Annotated in this window: 12 protein-coding genes; 5 read left to right on the plus strand and 7 right to left on the minus strand. The window is 69.5% G+C overall.

Annotated features, from left to right (window positions below; all coding sequences use genetic code 11):
• Window positions 1-4,632 carry an EAL domain-containing protein gene (locus KF903_RS04175; RefSeq protein ID WP_291211391.1) on the minus strand — a complete coding sequence of 1,544 codons (4,632 nt, stop codon included), beginning with the start codon at window positions 4,630-4,632 and terminating at the stop codon, window positions 1-3.
• 167 nt (window positions 4,633-4,799) lie between these two features.
• On the opposite strand from KF903_RS04175, the gene pepP reads away from it, so the two are divergent.
• The 4 genes from pepP (at window position 4,800) to KF903_RS04195 (ending at window position 9,103) form a co-directional block, all read left to right on the plus strand.
• Window positions 4,800-6,113 carry a Xaa-Pro aminopeptidase gene (gene pepP / locus KF903_RS04180; protein WP_291211394.1) on the plus strand — a complete coding sequence of 438 codons (1,314 nt, stop codon included), beginning with the start codon at window positions 4,800-4,802 and terminating at the stop codon, window positions 6,111-6,113.
• Complete coding sequence (locus KF903_RS04185) at window positions 6,110-7,507, plus strand: AcvB/VirJ family lysyl-phosphatidylglycerol hydrolase (RefSeq protein ID WP_291211397.1); 1,398 nt, start codon at window positions 6,110-6,112, stop codon at window positions 7,505-7,507. Before pepP ends, KF903_RS04185 begins: the two co-directional genes overlap by 4 nt.
• Before the next feature lie 113 nt (window positions 7,508-7,620).
• Window positions 7,621-8,067, plus strand: a complete 447-nt coding sequence (locus KF903_RS04190) for an LSm family protein (protein WP_291211400.1) — start codon at window positions 7,621-7,623, stop codon at window positions 8,065-8,067.
• 25 nt (window positions 8,068-8,092) lie between these two features.
• Window positions 8,093-9,103: a DUF2167 domain-containing protein gene (locus KF903_RS04195; protein ID WP_291211402.1), complete on the plus strand. Its 1,011-nt coding sequence runs from the start codon at window positions 8,093-8,095 to the stop codon at window positions 9,101-9,103.
• Here the strand turns inward: KF903_RS04195 and mprF are convergent.
• From mprF to KF903_RS04215, 4 genes are all read right to left on the minus strand, one after another.
• Window positions 9,100-11,718, minus strand: a complete 2,619-nt coding sequence (gene mprF, locus KF903_RS04200; RefSeq protein WP_291211404.1) for a bifunctional lysylphosphatidylglycerol flippase/synthetase MprF — start codon at window positions 11,716-11,718, stop codon at window positions 9,100-9,102. The genes KF903_RS04195 and mprF overlap by 4 nt on opposite strands.
• Before the next feature lie 121 nt (window positions 11,719-11,839).
• Window positions 11,840-13,171 carry a Xaa-Pro dipeptidase gene (gene pepQ, locus KF903_RS04205; protein ID WP_291211407.1) on the minus strand — a complete coding sequence of 444 codons (1,332 nt, stop codon included), beginning with the start codon at window positions 13,169-13,171 and terminating at the stop codon, window positions 11,840-11,842.
• Between the two features lie 112 nt (window positions 13,172-13,283).
• Window positions 13,284-13,817 (minus strand): DUF3016 domain-containing protein, encoded by a 534-nt coding sequence (locus KF903_RS04210; RefSeq protein WP_291211410.1) that lies wholly within the window; start codon window positions 13,815-13,817, stop codon window positions 13,284-13,286.
• Between the two features lie 143 nt (window positions 13,818-13,960).
• Window positions 13,961-14,614 (minus strand): aspartyl/asparaginyl beta-hydroxylase domain-containing protein, encoded by a 654-nt coding sequence (locus tag KF903_RS04215; protein ID WP_291211413.1) that lies wholly within the window; start codon window positions 14,612-14,614, stop codon window positions 13,961-13,963.
• 132 nt (window positions 14,615-14,746) lie between these two features.
• Between KF903_RS04215 and KF903_RS04220 the strand changes: the two genes are divergently transcribed.
• The gene (locus KF903_RS04220) at window positions 14,747-16,561 is read left to right on the plus strand and encodes a sulfotransferase (RefSeq protein WP_291211416.1); all 1,815 of its coding nucleotides are present in this window, start codon (window positions 14,747-14,749) and stop codon (window positions 16,559-16,561) included.
• An 82-nt stretch (window positions 16,562-16,643) separates the two neighbouring features.
• On the opposite strand, the gene KF903_RS04225 is transcribed toward KF903_RS04220, so the two are convergent.
• Both KF903_RS04225 and KF903_RS04230 read right to left on the minus strand, forming a co-directional pair.
• Entirely contained in the window at window positions 16,644-18,050 is a 1,407-nt protein-coding gene (locus tag KF903_RS04225) for a hypothetical protein (RefSeq protein ID WP_291211418.1), read from the minus strand.
• A 108-nt stretch (window positions 18,051-18,158) separates the two neighbouring features.
• On the minus strand, window positions 18,159-19,577 hold the full coding sequence (locus KF903_RS04230) for a nicotinate phosphoribosyltransferase (protein WP_291211420.1): 1,419 nt from the start codon (window positions 19,575-19,577) through the stop codon (window positions 18,159-18,161).
• Between the last annotated feature and the right edge of the window lie 51 nt (window positions 19,578-19,628).

Consider the following 19,628-nt stretch of genomic DNA (forward strand, 5'->3'; position numbering starts at 1 on the left):
TCAGCGGCCGATCGGGCCGGCATCGACACCGCGCTCGCGGCGCCGGCGCTCATGTTCGCGCACGAAGGGCAGGCACAGTTCGGGCAGCATCGGCTCGGCCAGCCAGTGACCCTGGATCTCGTCGCAATCCTGGCGCCGCAGGTAGTCGACCTGCGCGACCTGCTCGACGCCTTCGGCGATGACGTTGAGGGCGAGTGAATGGGCCATCGCGATGACGGTGGCCGTGATCGCCTCATCGTCGGGGTCGGTGGTCAGGTCGCCGACGAATTCCTTGTCGATCTTGAGGGCGTCGATCGGCAACCGCTTGAGGTAGCTCAACGACGAATAGCCGGTGCCGAAGTCGTCGATCGCCAGGCTCACGCCGACCGCCTTGAGGCGGCGCAGCGTGGTGATCGACTGCTCGGCATTGGCCATGACGATGCTTTCGGTCAGTTCCAGCTCGAGCTGCGCCGGCGCGACGTCGTGCGCTGCCAGCATGTCGCTCAGGCGCCGCACGAGATCGGCGTGCAGCAATTGCGCCACCGACAGGTTGATCGACAGCGTGATGTCGACCAGACCCTCGGCGCGCCAGCGCGCGAGCTGGCGGCAGGCCTGCTCGATGACCCAGTCGCCGATATCGACGATCAGCCCGGTTTCCTCGGCGATCGGGATGAACACGCCCGGCGCGATGTCACCCAGTTCGGCATTGTGCCAGCGCAGCAGCGCCTCGAAGCCGCTGATGCGATCGTCGTGCAGCGACATCTTGGGTTGGTAGCGCAGGTGGAATTCGTTGCGCTCGAGCGCCCTGCGCAATGCGGCCACCGTCATCGCGCGCAGGCGCGCGGCGGCGTCCATCGCTTCGACGTACACCATCCAGGTGTGCCGGCCGCGTTCCTTGGCCTGGTACATCGCGGTGTCGGCGTACTTGAGCAGATCGTTGGCGGTCTGGCCGTGGTCGGGATGCAGGCTGATGCCGATCGATGGCGAGATCACCACTTCCTGGCCGTTGTCGAGCTCGAGCGGCTCTTCGAACGCGGCGAGGATCTTGCTGGCCACCACCTCGGCGTCGGCGCCGCTTTCGAGGTCCTCGAGCACGACCGTGAACTCGTCGCCACCGATGCGCGCGACCGAATCGTTGCCGCGCACGATGTGGCGCAGGCGCGCGCCCGCGGCGCGCAGCAGCGAGTCGCCGGCGGCGTGGCCCATCGAGTCGTTGACATGCTTGAAGCGGTCGAGGTCGAGAAACAGCACTGCCAGCTTGCGCTGGCCGCGCTGCGCGCGCCCGATGCCCTGGTGGATGCGCTCGAGCAGCAGCGAGCGGTTGGGTAGGCCGGTCAGCGCGTCGTAGTTGGCCAGGTAGCGCAGCTCCTGTTCGGCGCGCTTGCGGTCGGTGATGTCGCTGATGACGCCGACGTAGTGCGTGCGCGTACCCGTCGCGTCGCGTACCTCACTGACCTCGCACCAGCTCAGGAACTCCTCACCGGTCTTGCGCCGCTGCCACAGTTCGCCGTGCCACTGCCCCGTCGCCTCCAATGTGGTGCGCAACTGCTGGTAGATCTCGCTTGGATGGCGCGCGCAGTCGAGCACCGCGATCGACTGGCCTTCGACTTCGGCCTGGGTCCAGCCGGTGATGCGCGTGAACGCCGGGTTGACCATCGTGACGCGGAAGTCGAGGTCGTTGACGACCACCGCCTCGCCCATGCTGCGCAGGATTTCGTGCGAGATACGGCGCTCTTGCGCGGCGATGCGCTCGGCGGTGATGTCGCGCGTGGTGCCGCACATGCGCAGCGGGCGGCCGCTGGCGTCGCGCTCGACGATGCGGCCGCGGGCGAGAATCCAGCGCCACTCGTGGCCGTCGCCGCGCCTGAAGCGCAGGCGGTATTCGGCTTCGTAGCTCTGGGTATCGCCACGTGCGTGGTTGTCCAGGCGCTGCTCGGTCAGCGCCAGATCGTCGGGGTGTACGCGTTCGCGGAACCAGTCGCGGAATGGCTTGTCGGTGTGGACGTCGTCGCCGGTGGACAGCGGGTGCGAGCCGGTCAGCACGATGTGGTCGCGGCTCATGTCCCAGTCCCAGAAATCATCGCCCGAGCCCCACAGCGCCAGTCGCAGCCGATCCTCACGGTCGCGCAGGTCGTGGTGGTGCAGCAGTTCCTCGCGGCGACGTTGTCGCTGCCAGCGCCATGCCAGGGCGGCCACGCCGAGTGCGGCCAACAGGTAACCCAGCCGCGCCGGCGCGCTTTCCCACCACGGCGGCAACACCTCGAGCTCGACCGCCGCCAGTTGCGGACTCCAGTAGCCATCGCGATTGGTGCCGCGCACGTGAAATACGTAATGGCCCGGTTCGAGGTTGGTGTAGGTGGCGTCATGCCGCGTGCCGGCCTCGCTCCAGCGCGTGTCGAAGCCTTCGAGTTGGTAGGCGAAACGGTTGCGCTCGGGCGCGGCGTAGTCGAGTGCGGCGAATTCGAAGCGCACCACGTGCTCGCCGGCAGCCATTCGCACCGTTCCGTCGGCGGGCTGCACGATCGCCTCGTTGGCGCCGACGCGCACCGCAGTGACCACCACGGGTGCAGCCGCGCGATCGCTGCCGATGGCGTCGGGTTGGAACAGGTTGATGCCGTCGCTGCCGCCGAAGGCGAACTCGCCATCGCGCAGCACCGTGCTGGCGCCGGGATTGAACGCGGTGCCCTGCACGCCCTGGGTAATGCCGTAGTCGTGCCAGCTGTTGGTGGCCGGATCGAACGAGGCCATGCCGCGATTGGTGCCCAACCACAGGCGCCCGCGACCGTCCTCCTCGATCGAGTAGATCGCGCTGGCCCGATCATTGCCCTGCGGCCAGTGCGAAAAGCGCGCCTGACCGCCATCGTGGCCGTCGAATCGGTTGAGGCCGCTGGCCGTACCCACCCACAGCTCACCGCGCGCCGATTCGTGGAGCGCCAGCACCGTACTGGCCGACAACGAATTGGGATCGCCGGCCACGTAGGTCGACACCTGCACCTTGCCGCTGACGGGATCGATCAGCGACAGGCCCTCGACGGTGCCGGCCCACAACCGGCCCTGGCGATCCTCGTGCACCGCGAACACGGTGTTGCTGCCCAGGTCCGACTCCGCGTTCGGCTGCGCGCGATTGTGCCGCCAGCGCGTCCACTGCCCACTGGCGCTGTCGTAGCGCGCCAACCCGCCGCGCAGTGTGCCGACCCACAGGCGACCATTGGCGCCGGTGGCCAGGCAATAGGGGCGTGCCGCCGCCAGCCCGCCCGCTGCGCCGCCAGCATCGTCGAGCAGGGACAGGCTGGACGCGCGCGGATCGAACAGGCCAAGTCCGCGGTCGGTGGCCAGCCACAGGCGCGCGTCGGGCGCCTGCGCGATCGCGGCCACATCGGGCATCCCCTGCAGATCATGGCTGCCGTCTGCGGCGACCAGTTTGATGCGCTCGATGGCCTCGAACTGGTTGCGCTCGGGCAGGTAGTGCTTGAGTCCGCTCGCCAGGCCGACCCACAGCGCGCCGTCGGCATCGCCAGCCAGCGCCTGCACGTTGTTGCCGTCGGGCGCCGCCACGCTGGCCGCGCGATCGAACAGATAACGGAAGGGCGCCCCGGCCATGTCGGTGCGCACCAGTCCACGGTTGTGGGTGCCGATCCACAGCAGACCGGAGCGGTCGGGCATGAGCGTGGTGATGTTGGCGTCGGGCAATCGCCCTGGCCCCATCGGGTCGGGACGCGACCAATGGACGTGGTCGCGCGCCGCGTCGAAGATCGCGATGCCGTGGCCCGCCACGCCAAGCCACAGTCGCTGCTGCGCGTCGGCGGCGATGGCCGTCACCGCGTAGGCGCCGTCAGTCGGCCACAGCCGCCGCGCGTCGCCGTGCGCGTCGATTCCGTACAAACCGTCGCTGGTGCCGATGCGCACCTGGCCACTGCCATCGACGATGACGCTGCTGGTCGCATGCAGCTGGGCGGCAGCGACATGTTGCGCCTGCGCGGTGCCGGCCTGCACGCGCCACAGGCCATTGGTGGCCGCGACCCATACGCTGCCGTCACCCGCGCGGGCCATGCCGCGCACCAGTGGCGGCGCTCCGGCGCCTTCGGTCAGCGACCAGCGCTGGCGTACGGCGTCAGTGTCGCCATCCACCAGCACGATGCCCTGCTCGGTGCTGATCCACATCCCGTCATGTTGGTCGGCGAGCAGGCCACTGGCGGTGCGCGGCACCGGCTCTGCCAGCGCGACCACATCCAGGGTTTGCCGGCCCGGGCTCAGCCGCAACAGGCCCAGGTCGTAGGTGCCGACCCACAACCGATGGCGCGCATCCTCCGCCAGTGCGCTGATCGGGCTGCGCAGCGGACCGTCGCGGCCGCTGACCTGCGCATAGTCGACGAAGTCGTAGCCGTCGTAGCGTTGCAGCTTGCTGTCGCCGCCGATCCACACGTAACCCGCGTGGTCCTGCAGCAGGACGTTGACCATGCTTTCGGCCAGGCCCTGCTCGATACCGATCGTGCGGTAGTAGAACCTGCGCAGCACCGCATCGTGGGTCGACGTCGCCGCCTGCGTCTGCGCCAGCGCGAGCAGTGGCGCCAGGCCCGCCACGAGCAGCGCGCCGCGCCACGACCAGCGCGCGGCGGGTCGGAGTGGAGGCAGCGCGGGGAGTGGCGCGTACACGGTCGGCCTGCGGCGAAAGGTGGTCCGAGTGTAGGCAAACGTTGCCGGACGCGCCACGCACGGCGTGCAATGGCGCAGCCCCGCTGCCCGGCGGCGCGGCACTGGTGGTAGATTGCGCGCGGCACAATGCGCTGCCGATCACCCGCGACCATCGCCATCCGCAGCCCATGATCCAGCCCAGCGAGTACGCCCGCCGCCGCAAGCAGCTCATGCGCATGGCCGGTGGTGACGCCATCGTCATCGTGGCAGCGGCGCCCGAGCGCGTGCGCAACAACGATGCGCATTACCCCTATCGGCAAGACAGCGACTTCCACTATCTGACGGGTTTTCCCGAAGCCGAAGCCGTGCTCGCGCTGGTGCCGGGGCGCGCCGCCGGCGAGGTGATCCTGTTCTGCCGTGAACGCGATGCCGAGCGCGAGCGCTGGGATGGCGCTCGCGCCGGTACCGAAGGCGCCGTCAGCCGGTACCAGATGGACGATGCGTTCCCGATCGACGACATCGACGACATCCTGCCCGGCCTCATCGAGGGCCGCGAGCGCGTCTACTACCACTTCGGTCGTGATGTCGACTTCGACCTGCGCCTGATCTCGTGGATCAACCGCCTGCGCGCGCAGGTGCGCCATGGCATGCGCCCGCCGCACGAATTCGTCGCGCTGTCGCACCTGTTGCACGACCTGCGGCTGTACAAGTCACGCGCCGAGCTGCGCCTGATGACGCGCGCGGCCCAGATCGCCGCCGCCGCCCACGTGCGCGCGATGCAGACCACGCAACCGGGCCAGAACGAGCACGAGGTCGAGGCCGAACTGCTGCATGTGCTGCGCAAGCATGGCGCCGTGCCCAGCTACGAGCCGATCGTTGGCGGTGGCGCCAATGCCTGCGTGCTGCACTATCGCGCCAACAACGCGGCGCTGCGCGACGGCGATCTGCTGCTGATCGACGCCGGTGCCGAGTTCCAGTGCTATGCCTCGGACATCACGCGCACGTTCCCGGTCAATGGCCGGTTTTCGCCGGCGCAGCGCGCGCTGTACGAGCTCGTGCTCGACGCGCAGCATGCGGCCATCGACCAGGTGCGCGCCGGTTTCGCCTTCGACGCCTACCACGAAGCGGCCGTGCGCGTGCTCACGCGCGGCCTGATCAGGCTCGGCCTGCTCAAGGGCACGCTCGAGCGCAACCTGCGCGAGCAGACCTATCGCCAGTTCTACATGCACAAGACCGGCCACTGGCTCGGCCTGGACGTGCACGACGTCGGTGACTACCGCATCGACGGCGAGTTCCGCCAGCTCGAGGCCGGCATGGTCGTCACCGTCGAGCCGGGCCTCTACATCGCGCCCGACGCCCGCGGCGTGCCGGCCCGGTATCGTGGCATTGGCATCCGCATCGAGGACGACGTGGTGGTCACCGATGGCGCGCCCTTGGTCATCTCGGCCGACGTGCCGAGCGACGTCGACGCCATCGAGGCGCTGATGGCCGCCGGCCGATGAAGCCCTGGCGCAGCCTCGTGCGCTGGCTGGCGGCCGGCGCGCTGGTTGCCGTGGCCGGCGCCGCGGCGGCCGCATCGACCACGGTCGACTACGGCCTGTTCGGCACGCTGCATCTGTCGCGGCCGGCCACGCCGGCCACGCGCATGCTGCTGCTGTTCGCCGACGGTACGGGCTGGAGCGCGCGCGACGACATGCTCGGCGCGGCGTTCGCGCGCGCCGGCGCGCTGGTGGTGGGCATCGACACGCGCGCCTACCTCGCGCGCATGGAGTCGATCAAGGACGCCTGTTCGTATCCGGCTGGCCACGTCGAGGAAGTCGCGCACTGGATCGCGCGCCACGAAGGCCTGGCCAGCTACAGCGCACCGCTGCTGGTAGGCGATGGTGCCGGTGCGAGCTTTGCCTACGCGGTGGCGATGCAGGCGCCGGCCGGCACCTTCGAGGGTCTGGTCACGCTCGGCTGGCGCAGCGCGCTGCACCTGCCCAAGCCGATCTGCGCGGGCGATGCCGGCGCGATGACGCGCGCCGACGGCGCGGCCGGCTATCGCATCATGCCGGTGGCGAGGCCGGCGCTGCCGTGGTGGCCGCGGCCGTTCGCCAACGGCGCGACGATCGATGGCCTCGGTGCTCCGCTGGCGCGGCTGCGCCGCTGGCTCGGCGCGCTGTGGCCGCCGCTGGCGCAGCGTCCGCCTGCGGTCGCGGCGCAAGACCTGTACCGGGACTGGCGTGCGCGCCAGGATGCCGCGACGCCAGCCCTGCCCGACGACGTCGCCGACCTGCCGCTCACCGAGGTCGAGCCGGTCGGCGACGCCAGTGCGCGCATTGTCATCATGCTGACCGGCGACGGCGGCTGGGCCGGCCTCGACCGCGGCGTGGCGCAGGCGCTGGCGGCCCGCGGCATGCGCGTGATCGGCCTGTCGACGCTCAAGTTCTTCTGGCACACGCAGACGCCACAGGCCAGCGCCGACGCCGTCGCGCGCGTGATGGCGCACTACGCCCGCGGCCACGACGATGCACGATTCGTGCTGGTGGGTTATTCCTTCGGCGCCAGCCTCGTGCCGGTGGTGCTCAATCGCCTGCCGCCGGCGCTGCGCTCGCGCGTCGACCTCGGCGTGATGATCTCACCCGACGACAGCGCCGTGTTCGAGATCCATGTCGGTGACTGGTTCGGCTCGACCCGGCACGAGGGCGCCTTGCCGCTCGGGCCCGAACTCGACCGCAACACCACGCCGCTGCTGTGCGTGCAGGGCGCCGACGAGGACGACAGCTACTGCCGCAAGCCGCTGCCGGCCAATGTGCGCCAGGCCAGCCTGCCGGGCGGTCACCACTACGATGGCGACTACGCGGCCCTGGGCGACCTGATCGCGCGCCGGGCCAGTGCCGGCCAAACGCCATAGCGTGCCTGCCGGCACAGCATCGAGGGTGCGTCCTGGGCTAGGATGAAGGTCGGTACAGGGGCAGTGTGGCCGCGACCGCCAACCAAGGCGCGCCACCTGCGAAAGGGGGCGTCGTGAAGCGACTGCAGACGATGAGCCTGTTGGCAGGCGTGCTGGGCGTTGCGCCCGCGTGGGCGTTGCCGCCGACGCCGCAGCAGGACGAGGCGCGCATCGAGGAGATCATGCTGGCCGAGGCGGTCGCCGCGCGCGATGCGCAGGCCGACACGGCCGCCGCGGCAGCAGATGTGCCGGTGATCGCGGCAGCGGCACCGGCGGCAGCGGGCAGCGAGGCGGGCTGGCTTGCCGCCAGCCACGCCGACACCGCCGATACGCTGGGCTTCGACGATCTCAAGGCGCGCATCGGCAAGCGCGTGACCATCATCACCAGCAACGAACGGCAGCATCGCGGCACGGTGGTCGCGGTCGATGCGCGCGAGGTGCAGTTGTCGGTGCGTCGCGCCGGTGGTGTCGCCACCTATGCGCTGCCGCGTGACCAGATCCAGCGCATCGAGTCCCAGTGAGGTCGTGATGACGTTGTCCCTGCCCATGTTGCTCCTGCTGCTGGCCTGCGGTCTGGGCCTGTACCTGTACGGCATTGCGCTGGTCTGGCGGCGCGACCGCTTGACCGCCGTGTTCGCGTTGCTGCTGCCGCCGCTGGGCCTGTTCGCGCTCGCCAAGTACTGGGGTGAACGTGCCAACAACCCGCGTTGGTACCTGCTCGGCGGCCTCGTGCTGCTGGCGCTGGCCGGCGGGCTGTTTGGCTGGCACGTGCTGGCCACCCAGCAGCGCGAGGAAGCCGACTGGCTGCGCTCGCACGATGCCGACGAGGCGAGGCGGGTGGCCAGCGCGAGGGCGCGGCGCGCACGCGCGCTGACCAGCCTCGTGCGCAGCCAAGGCAAGGTCGAGATCGCCGGCGCCGCCACCGGCATCACGGTGCCGCAGCATTTCCGTTTCATCGATCGCAGCGAACTCGAGCGCGCGTTTGCCGGCACGAGCGATGCGCCGGCCGCCGACACGATCGGCTGGTTCGTGCACGAACGCGTCGACCTCACCGCGGCCAACGCCTGGTACGTGCGCGTGACCTGGCGCGGCGACGGCTATGTCGCTGCGCGCGGCCTCGCCAGCGTCGACACCGCCACCCTGCTGGCCGCGATGCGGCGCCTGCGCCAGCCCGACCCGACCGCGACGCAGGAGCAGGAGCAAACGCCGCAGGCGCATGGGTTTGCCGACTTGCCGACGTTCGATCCGCAGACTGCGCGCGCCACTTGGGTGGTGGCGCTGGCGCGGCCGCGCAGTGAAGACCAGGTACTCGAGTGTCAGGCCGTGCAACTGGGGCGCAAGGGCCTGGTGTTGTTCACGATCGAGAACATGGCCGCCGCGCGCGCCGAGCTGTGCCTGCGCAGCGTGCGCCTGTTGGCCGCAAATGTGTACTTCGGCGTGGGCCAATCGCATGCCGAGCACTCGCGCATGCTCGACCGCAACGCGCCCTACGGGCTGGCCGAGCTCATCACCGGCGAGTACGTGGACAAGCTGCGGCAGGCGCAGGCGCGTCCCTAGTCGCGCAGCAGGCGACGGTAGCCGCCGGCGACCAGCGCCGCGATGTCGACCAGCAGCGACGGCACCCACACGCCGCGCGGATAGGCGAGGTAGGCGCCGGTCCACTGCGGCTGGAACTTGTCCTTGTAGTGGCGCAGCCCTTGGTAGTTGTAGAAGCGCCCGCCGTAGCGGAAGGCGAGCGCGGCGAGGCGCTCGTTGAGTCGCGCATAGGGGTTGTCGCCGACCGACGACAGCGGCGCCATGCCGAGGCTGAAGCGTTCGTGGCCGGCATCGCGGGCCCACTGCATGATGCGCGCGAACAGGAAATCCATCGTGCCGCGCGGCGCATCGTCGAGATGGCGCATGAGGTCGATGCTCGCCGTGCCATCGGGACCGTAGGGCGGCAGCACGTTGGCGAATGCAATGATCCGGCCGGCCTGGCGCACCAGTGCGAGCGGGCTCCAGGCCAGGTAATCGAGGTCGAAGCGACCCAGTGAAAAACCCTTTTCCTGCATGCCCTTGGCCGCGAGCCAGGCATCGGAGACCTGTTCGACCTGGGCCATCAGCATGGTGTCGAACGGTGGCTCGACGAGCTCGAACTCGAGTTGCTCGCGGGTCGAACGATTGACCGCCTGCCGCAGGTCCTCCCAGCGCTTGCCGGCCAGCGTGAACTCGGCCAGCGTGATCGTGGCGAGTTCGCCGAGCTTGAACAGGTCGAAGCCGAGGTCGTGATACAGCGACAGGTGCGGTTCGAGCACTTCGTAGAACACCGGCTTGCGGCCCTGACCGTCGGCGTACTGGCGAAAGTCGAGGATCGCGCGCCGGATCGCGCGCTCCGGGCCGCAGGGTGAGCCGAGCGCCACGAGCCGGTCACGGATCGCGGCGCAGGCCACCACCGCGCCACGATCGGCCGACCAGAACAGCGCCTTGTCGCGCATGAACGACAGATGGCCGAATTCGCCGCCGCCGTGCTCGCGGTAGATCTGCCGCGCGCGTTCGAGCTCGGCGCGATCGGGCAGGGCGAGGCTGGGGCGGCGCACCGCGAACGATTGCCAGATGAGGTAGATCAGCACACCGAGCGCGGCCGCGAGCAGGCCGCGCGCGAGACGCGAGGCGTGCTCGCCGTGGCCGAAGTACCACAGATCGAAACTGTCGTCGCCGAGCACCTGGGCGATGCCGACGGCGAAGAATGCGAGCACGACGACGCTGAGGCCGGCCAACCACGCCGCCGTCGTCATCGACGACAGGCTCATCGCGCGCTGGGTGAACTCGCGCTTGCGCGCGCGCAGCAGCACGGCGATCGCGAGCAGGAACAGCGCCTCGCCGAAATGCAGGCCCTTGGTCACCGCGAGGATCGCGCCGAGGATCAGCAGCGGCTGGGCGAGTCGGTAGGCCACGCGCAGGCGGCCGTCGATGCCGCGGCCCAGGCCCAGCAGCAGCACGCCGGTGAGGATCGACAGCCAGTACGAGCCTTCCACTGCCGCCAGCGGCAGCACCGCACGTACCACCACGACATGTTCGTGCACCGCCGGGATTGCCGCCGAGGCCAGCAGCACGAGGCCGGCGCCGAAGGTCAGTACGGCCAGCACATGCACGCCCAGACCGGCCAGCAGGCTGCCCGGCAGGCCCAGCACCGCGAACAGCGGATGGGTGCGCAGGCGCGCCGTCATGCGCGCGACGCCGGGCAATTGACCGACCAGCAGTCCGGAGCCGACGTACAGGCCGGCCAGCAGCGGCAACAGGTAGTACAGCACGCGGAACAGGAACAGCCCCGACAGCACCGCGGCGTTGTCGTAGCCACCGCTGGTGAGGGCCAGCAGCATGAGGCCGTCGAACACGCCGAAGCCACCCGGGATCAGGCTCAGCAGGCCCAGCGCCTGCGCCAGCGCGAAGCTGCCGAGCAGCGGTCCGGGCTTGACGTGGGCACCCGACAGATACAGGCAGCCATACAGCACGGCCGCGCTCAGCAACCAGTCGAGAAAGGACAGCGCCGCCAGGGCGAGCTTGAGCCGCAGTGGCGGCAGGCCGCTGCCCGCGGGCAACCAGCGCATCAGGCGCCGCCGCCCGCTCAGCACGAAGAAGGCCGGCAGGTAGCAGGCCGCGGCGGCCAGCACCAGCATCGCCAGCCAATGGGTGGTGGTCGTGGCCGTGATCGGTCGCGAGCCGAGCGCCAGCGTGATGATGATGAGCACCGACAGGCCCAGCGGCAGCGACAGCACCTGCAGGCCGACCAGTGCCGCACCGCGCGCCAGTTCGATGCCGCGCGCGGTCAGGCCGAGCAGGCGCACGCCCGAACCGAGCGTGCCGTACAGGTTGAGCGTATTGGCGAGCGCATTGGCGACGAAACCGAGCCGCAGCACGTCGCGCGCGCCGATCGGCAGGCCCAGCCAGCGCGCGATGACGAGATCGATGCTGCCCGTGAACGCCACCGCGGCCAATGCCAGCAGCGCGACGCCGAGCGCCGGCAAGGTCGGTACCTGCAGCAGGGCCCGCTGCAGTTGCGGCAGGTCGAGTTGCCCGGCTTCGCGCCACGCCAGCACCGCGACCACGCCAAGAAACGTGAGCGGCACGAGCCAGCGCAAATGGGCGCGCCAAGGGTGGGTCGGCGCGCGGGGAGTGGATTCGTCGCTGGTCATGGCGGGCGGTGGCGGCTGCGGATCGATGCTGGCGCGAGCCGCTCGGGCGCACGCGGCCTTGCGACCGGGCCACGTCGCCGCCCGGCGCTGCGCCGACGGCGGTCGCGCCCGGGACGGGTTGCTAGGTCAACTGCGCAAAAGCCTCGCGCGTGAGGTTCTCCGGTGCACCGGCGGTGCAGGCCACGTCGTCCTCGATGCGGATGCCGCCGTAGCGGCGGAACGCGTCCACGCGCGTCCAGTCGACCTCGCCGGCCAGCGGCCCTTCGCGCAGCTTCGCCAGCAGCAGGTCGATGAAATACAGGCCCGGCTCGATCGTCATCACCATGCCCGGCTCGAGCGCGCGCGTCATGCGCAGGTACGGATGGCCTGCCGGACGCGGCAGCGTGCCGCCGTTTTCGCTGGCCTGAAAGCCGGCCACATCATGCACCTGCAGGCCGATCGGGTGACCCAGTCCATGCGGGAAGAAGGTGGACGACAGGCCCGATTCGACTGCCGACTCGGCGCTCATGCGGATGAAGCCATGCTCGCGCAGCACGCCGGCGAGCACGTGGTGCGCATGCAGGTGCAGGTCGGGATAGCTCTGCCCAGCGCGTACCCTGGCGCAAAAGCCCTGTTGCGCCGCGTCGACGGCCGCGACCAGTGCCGCGAACTCGCCGGCGCCGTCGGCGGCGTAGGTGCGCGTGATGTCGCTGGCGTAGCCATGGAAGCTCGCGCCGGCGTCGATCAGGAACGAATGCATCTGTGCCGGCGGTGCGTGGGCCAGGTCGGTGTAATGCAGGATCGCGCCATGCTGGTTGAGCGCGATGATGTTGCCGTAAGGCAGCTCGTTGTCGGTCTGGCGCGCACTGGCCAGGTAGGCCATGTGGATGTCGAATTCGCCCTTGCCGGCGCGGAAGGCCAGCTCCGCCGCGCGGTGCGCGCGCGCGCCGATGCGGCTGGCGATGCGCATCATTGCCAGCTCGTAGGGCGTCTTGTACGAGCGCTGCCAGTGCAGGTAGTCGAGCACGGCCTGCGGGTTGTTCGGTGCAAAGCCGTCGAGTGCGACGTTGGGTTCACCCAGGACTGCGCAGCGTGCCGCGACAGGCAGGTGGGCGCGCGCCTGGGCGGCCTCATGGATGATCGTGATCTCGAACGAATCGACCCAGTAGCCGGCCGGCGCGGCCGGCACCACATGCCAGTAGTCGTGCGGCTGCAGGTAGATCAGGTGCGGCTTGCGCCCAGGGCTGCAGACCAGCCACGAACCCGGTGCGCGCGTGACCGGCAGCCAGTGCTTGAAGTGCGGGTTGGTGACGAACGGGTAGTCGCGGTCGTCGAGGAACTGGAAGTGCGTCTGCCCGGCGGCGACCACGAGGTGGTCGAACCCGGCGCGGGCAAGGATCGCCTCGGCGCGCGCCTGCAGCGTGGCGAGGTGATCGACATACAAGGGGCGCAGGTCGGGGTGCTGGGGATCCATCGTGATCGCTCGCAGGGACGAACGCGCATTGTGCCGCGCGCCGCGGCGGCTGGCGATGCGCCGCGCGGCATGCGACGCATCGCCGGGTGGCGCCGCCGCGCCGCCGGCCGGCTCAGCGGCGCGGCGGCTTGTCGACGCCGCGACGCAACCAGTCGTCGAGGAGGCGCTTCTCGTAGCGCAGCGGGTCGTTGTTCTCGAACGGCACGCCGCGGTCGAGGTAGGCGAGGTCGGTGAGCGTGCGATCGCCCTGCGCGAGGATCGTGCCGTCGGCGTTGCGCAACTGGAAATGCAGCTTGATCATCGGCGGGTAGATCGTGGTCAGCATGCGGATCTGGCTCATGCGCGGACCACGCCACGGCTCACACTGGCCGGCGCGCTGGATGTCAGTGATCGTGACCTCGAGGGTCTGGCCTGACTTGAGCAGGTTGCGGGCGCGCGCCTGCGCATAGCGCGCGAGCTGGCCCAGCCATTCCTCGGGTGCGACCGCGCTGTGGCACTGGTCGGTGCGCGTGTCGGTGAATTTGGCCGGATCGGTCCAGTCGACCTTGACCGTGACATGGGTCGGCCTGGGCGGCGGGGTACTGGCGCAGGCGGCGAGCAGGCCGCTCGCGAGCAGGCAGGACAACAGCGGAATCGAAAGTCTCATGGCGGGCCTCCTGGTGCGGGCATCGTGCACCCGCACGGTCATGCTGACAACGACGGCGGGCCCGGGGTGCGAACCGCGTACAGGATCCGCTCATGCAGGCGCGGCGCTTTGGTTGCCGGCGGCGAGCCGACCGCACGGCGTTTCTAGAGGTCGCTGGCGTTGGAGGCCGCGATGAGGTGCTCGCGCACCTCGGGACGATCGACGCCAAGCTCGCGCTCCCCATCGAGCAGCAGCGCCACCAGCGCATCACTGGGCAGGAAGTCGCAGATCAGGTGCGTGCGCGGCAATGCCGGATCGGCGTTCCATACCGCGTGCAGCGTGGAGTTGTTGAGCACCCACACCTCGCCGGCGGCCATGTTGTAGCTCAGTCCGTCGCAGTACACCCATACCTGCGGATGGGTGACGACGGGAATGTGGATGCGGATCGTCTGCGCGAAGTAGGCCGGCAGATCGGTGTGCGGCAGGATGACCTGGCCACCCGGCAACGTCGCCAGCAGGCAGCGCATCGGCTGCGCCGGGATGATCGAATGGATGAACTCGCGGGCGTAGGGCAGGCGCGCCAGCACGTCGCGGTCGACGATCGGCCGATCGCCCTCGGCCGGGGCGTGCCCGCGCAGAAACACCGCGCTGGCCGGGTTGTGCACACGGATGCGCCCGCCGCGCGTGTCTTGGCCCAGTTCCGGCAGGGCGCTGACTTCGGCATGCAGGCGTGCATGGTCGCAGGGCAGTCGCAGGCGCACGCAGCGCCCGATCAGACGCTGCTTGTCGAGGAACGGTTGACCGGGAATGGCAAGCATGGCGGGACCGGGGCGAGGACAGGGCGATGTTAGCGCGCTGGTGGTGGCACGGTCCGGCGATCGATTCGATGCCCGCGGTGGGATCGGCTATCGTTGTGGTTTCGCGCCGTTGCGACAACCAGTGCCAGTGCCATGAAACTTCCGGTCCCGTTCATCCAGTTGCCCCTGCGGTTCGATGCCGCCGCGCTCGCCGCCGAAGTCGCCACCTTCGACGAATCGCTGTGGCAACCCCACCCCAACGGTATTCCGGGCAACAGCGCGTTGCCGCTCATCACGGTGAATGGCGATCCCGCGCGTGGCGATGCGCTGCAGGGACCGATGCGCCCGACCCCGATCCTCGAGCGCAGCCCGTATTTTCTCAAGGTGCTGGGCAGTCTCGAGGCCGTGCTCGGCCGCTGCCGCCTGATGCGTCTGTCGGGCCATGCCGAAGTCGACCTGCACGTGGATTCGGATTACTACTGGCATGAACGCGTGCGTGTGCATGTGCCGATCCTGACCCAGCCCACCGTGCGCTTCACCGCCGGCGAGCACACCATCAACATGGCGGCCGGCGAGTGCTGGATCTTCGACACCTGGTTGCTGCACCACGTCCTCAACGACCAGGACCACCAGCGCATCCACCTCGTCGCCGACACCGTCGGCGGCGCGGCATTCTGGGATCTCGTCAATCAGGGTCGGCCGCATGCGGCGCCGCGCGAGGGCTGGGAGCCGCGGTTCGTCGCACCCGGTGGCGCCACGCCGCCGCTGATGTTCGAAAACGTCAACAGCCAGTCGCCGATGAGTTATTGGGAGCTGCGCGATCTCGTGCAATTCATCCTCAACGAGGCGCAACCACAGCCGCGCATGGGTCCGGCCGCCGAACTGTGCGGCGTGTTCGTGCGCAACTGGCAGACGCTGTGGTTTCGCCATGGCAGCGCCGCCGAGGGCATGGACGAATACGCCGCGCATCTGGCCGGATTCCTCGCTCGCCTGGCGCAGGTCGGCCATGGCCTGACGCTGCGCAATGGTGCCGACCTCGTGGCCGCGATGAACGGCATCCTGCGTCGCGCCGCGCGACCGGCCGATGCGCAGGTCGATCTCGGTGAGGAGCGCGCGCGGCAGCCGGCATCGCGTCCGACCACGGCGCTGATCGAACGGCCGGTATTCATCGTCTCGCCGCCGCGCTCGGGCTCGTCGCTGCTGTTCGAGACACTGGCCCACGCGCCGGGGCTGCACACGATCGGCGGCGAGAGCCACGGCGTGATCGAGGGCATTGCGGCGCTCGACACCCGCCAGCGCGACCACGAATCCAATCGACTGCTCGCTGACGACGCCACGCCGATGATCGCCGAACAGTTGCGCGCGCGATTTCGCGCCGCCGCCTTCGATCGCGACCGCAAGCCGCCGATGGGCGCGTTCCGTCTGCTGGAAAAGACGCCGAAGAACGCGCTGCGCATTCCATTCTTCAATCGCATCTTTCCCGATGCCTTGTTCATCTACCTTTATCGCGACCCGCGCCAGGTGCTGGCGAGCATGCTCGAGGCCTGGGAATCGGGCGGCTTCCGGACCTACCGCGACCTGCCGGGCTGGACTGGCCTGCCGTGGTCGCTGCTGCTGACGCCGGGCTGGCGCGAGCTCAACGGCGCGTCACTGGGCGACATCGTCGCCGCGCAGTGGCAGACCACGACCGAGCTTCTGCTCGACGATCTCGAAGCGCTGCCGCGCGAGCGCGTGGCGGTGGCGCGCTATGACGCGCTGCTGACCGATCCGCTGGCCGAAGTGCGGCGCCTGTGCGAGTTTGCCGGCCTGACCTGGGACCGCCAGTTCGAGCACGGCCTGCCGCTCGCCAACCACACGGTGTCGGCGCCGCATCCGGACAAGTGGCGCAGGCGCGAAGCCGTGATCGCGCCGTTGCTGCCGCGCCTCGAGGCCACGCTGCAGCGCGCAGCCGCGTTCGCGCGGCGCTGACCGGCGCGGCGTCGCTCGCGCTTGCGCGTGCCGGCGTCCGCTGCGGATGTGGTTGGCGACAAACGCCGCCCGCGGCTGCGCGCTACTCGAAACCCGCATCGAGCAGGCCGTCGGCACGCAGGCGGATGGCGACGAACTCGTCTTGGTCGTAGCCGCTGCGAGCCGAGCCGACCGCGATGAGACGCTGGTCGTGCCAGCGGATCGCGGCGATCGTGTCGAAGTTGCCGGAGCCGTCGGCGAGGTCGATCGGGCCGATGAAGCGGCCATTGCCGGCGTTGCCGAAGCCGGTATCGAGGCGGCCGTCAGGCCACAGGCGCGTCGCCGCCAGATCGAAGCCGCCGTTGCTTCCCGGCGCGCGCGAATGACCGGCTGCAACGATGCGGCCATCGGGTTGGATGGCGAGAGCCGTGCAGGCGTCATCGGGCGGCATGCCGCTGCGGAACGCGATCCGGCGCAGGCCGGTGCCGTCGAATCCGCTGTCGATGTTGCCGTCGGCATCGATGCGCGCGAGCGCGAACCTGGACTCGAGAACTGGTGGCGAGCTCGGTGTGATCACCACGTGGCTGCCGCCGATGACGAGACCATCGGCGGCGTCCAGCGCCAGTGCCGCAGCATTGAGCGTCCCCGTCGTCGGCACCAGGCGCGCGCCGCCGTCGCCAAACGTGGTGTCGAGCTGCCCCGACGTGAGCAGGCGCGCGGCGGCGAACGTTCCCACGCCATCAAGGGTTGGCGTAGGCAGTTCCGATGTCGCCGCGACGACGATGCGGCCCTGGGTGTCGATTTTCACGTCACCCACGGTGTTGTATGAGGCGCGACCTGCAAGCTCGTCGAAACGCGTGATGCTGACCGCGCCACCGCTACCGAAACTCGTGTCACGACTGCCATCGACCTGCCAGCGCGCCACGGAAAGACCCCGGCCGGCGATGTTGATCGGTGCCAGTGTGACGATCCGACCCAGATCATCGACCGTGGCGGCGAGGCGTCCCAAGCGGAAGCTGAAGCCCACTGGCGCGGGCAGGTCCACGCAGTCGCCTTCGACCGTGCCGTTGGCATCGACGTGACACAGCCACAGCCTGCTCACGTTGTCGACCACACCGGTGGCCAGCAGATGCACGCTGCCGTCGGCGGCCCCGATCAGCGCGGCAAGCCTTGGCACCAGAACGCCGGGTGCAACCGTGACCAGGGTCTTGCCGCCGTCACCGAATGCCATGTCGCGTTGGCCATTCGCGTCGAGGCGCACGAGTGACAATGCCGTCGGCAGGCCCGATGCATGGGCCGATGTGCCGCCGACCAGCAGGCCACCGTCGGGCATGGTCAGCATGGCGCTGGCGCTATCGATCGAAATTGCAGGGTTGGCGACGACGTCGATCACGCTGAGGCCCGGCGCATGGTTGCCGAAGCGGGCGTCGTAGACGCCATCACCGGCGACGGCCAGAGTGGCCAGACTCGACAACATCAAGGTCGCAAAGGCGTTGCGTTGCAATTGCATGGCTGTGCTCGCTGTCGTGGGACCGGAAGGTCGCCGGTGCTTGCCTGTCATACGCGCAACGGCCACCGATCCCGCAACGTCGCGCGCCCGCGCACGATCGGCAGCAAGTCAGCCCGCGCTGCGGGCACGCACCTGGGCAAAGCTCCACTCGCGTACGAGTTCGCCGTCCTCCCAGACCGTCGCGAGGGCGTCCTCCCAACCCGGTCCGAGCGCTTTGGCGTCGGCGCTGATCGCCTCGCCGGGCAGCACCACGGTCTTGAAGGTGCCGTACTCGCGATGCCGGGCCAGCGTCAGGCGCCCGCGCTTGGAAGCCTTGCCGTGATCGGTCACCGGGTCCTTGTAGACATCCACCCAGCGGCCGTCGACCTTGGCCGCCGAGCACTTCAGCGCGAACTTCTGGGTGTCGCGGTTGAGCTTCTGCAGCAAGGCACCACCCATGCCGAAGGCGAGATTCTCGGCCGAATAGCCGGCGCGCGTGATGCGCTCGAGGATCAGGCGGATCGAGTCCGGGTTGACGCCGTCGCCCTGGATCACGCGCACGTGTTTGAGCACGCGGTAGCCCTTGGCGTTCACGCTGCTGCCGAAGGCGGCGTTGAGCTTGCTCAGCGTCTGGTGGACGATGTCGGCGGGATCGCCCGAGTCGGGACGGACGACCACGGTGGCGCCGCTCGCGATCACCTCCTCGCGCAACGCGCCGCCCCACATCGCCTCGATCGCGTGGAACAGGTCGTAGCTGTCGGCGACGCAGGCGAAGACGGCGCCGGGCTTGCCGAACTGGCGCAGCATGTTGCGGTAGGCCTCGAGTTCGCCCTCGCGTCCCCAGGCAGTGATCGTGCTGTGTTCGGCGGCAGGGATGGAGAAGCCGGCCATCGGTTCGCCGTACCAGCGTCTCGCGCCGAGGATGCCGAGCACGGTGTCGGTGCCCTGGAAATTGACCAGATGCGCCATGCCGCCGAGCGCCGCCGATTCGGCGCTGGACACGCCGCGCGCGCCGAAATCATGCAGCTTGAACGCAAGTTCGGTCGCCGGATTGTCGCAGGTCCTGGCCAGGAACTCGCCGATCACCTGCTTGACGTGCCAGCTGACGGTGGCGACCGTGATCGGATACCACACGCGCAGCAGCAGCGTCTCTAGATACGAGGGCAGCCAGCAGCAGCGCTCGTCGGTGCTCTCGAGCGTCATCAGGGCCTGGTGCGTCGGCACCACCGTGCCTTCGGCCACGGCGCGGATGCGCAGCGGGAGGCGGCCACCGTGCTGCGTGAGGATGTGGCGCCAGCCCTCCGCATTGAAGGGCTCGCCGTGCGCGGCCCAGAACTCGGCCGCCTCGGCGATCATCGCCGCGGTGATGGGCGTGGCGAGATAGTCCTTGAGGATCGCCTGCAGGCCGAAGAACAACGTGCGCTCGTACTCGCCGCCGCGGCTTTCGAGATAGAAGAAGCCGGCCTGCGTGCCGGGCGGGTACTGGAGCCAATGGCTCGCCTTGTAGCTGTCGGTGTTGAGGATCAGGTTGTGGGCAATCGGATGCATGGCACTGTCGTCGGCTGCGGGATCGGCTGCGGCCCGATGCGCTTGACGTCG

The sequence above is a fragment of the Dokdonella sp. genome (genome assembly GCF_019634845.1).
Classification (GTDB): Bacteria; Pseudomonadota; Gammaproteobacteria; order Xanthomonadales; family Rhodanobacteraceae; genus Dokdonella_A.

Bases quoted from the DNA above. Each gene is read 5' to 3' on its own strand.
- KF903_RS04215 (WP_291211413.1), bottom strand. From the start codon at position 14,614: ATGCTTGCCATTCCCGGTCAACCGTTCCTCGACAAGCAGCGTCTGATC.
- pepQ (WP_291211407.1), bottom strand. From the start codon at position 13,171: ATGGATCCCCAGCACCCCGACCTGCGCCCCTTGTATGTCGATCACCTC.
- KF903_RS04210 (WP_291211410.1), bottom strand. From the start codon at position 13,817: ATGAGACTTTCGATTCCGCTGTTGTCCTGCCTGCTCGCGAGCGGCCTG.
- KF903_RS04225 (WP_291211418.1), bottom strand. From the start codon at position 18,050: ATGCAATTGCAACGCAACGCCTTTGCGACCTTGATGTTGTCGAGTCTG.
- KF903_RS04230 (WP_291211420.1), bottom strand. From the start codon at position 19,577: ATGCATCCGATTGCCCACAACCTGATCCTCAACACCGACAGCTACAAG.
- KF903_RS04195 (WP_291211402.1), top strand. From the start codon at position 8,093: ATGTTGCTCCTGCTGCTGGCCTGCGGTCTGGGCCTGTACCTGTACGGC.
- pepP (WP_291211394.1), top strand. From the start codon at position 4,800: ATGATCCAGCCCAGCGAGTACGCCCGCCGCCGCAAGCAGCTCATGCGC.
- KF903_RS04220 (WP_291211416.1), top strand. From the start codon at position 14,747: ATGAAACTTCCGGTCCCGTTCATCCAGTTGCCCCTGCGGTTCGATGCC.
- mprF (WP_291211404.1), bottom strand. From the start codon at position 11,718: ATGACCAGCGACGAATCCACTCCCCGCGCGCCGACCCACCCTTGGCGC.
- KF903_RS04185 (WP_291211397.1), top strand. From the start codon at position 6,110: ATGAAGCCCTGGCGCAGCCTCGTGCGCTGGCTGGCGGCCGGCGCGCTG.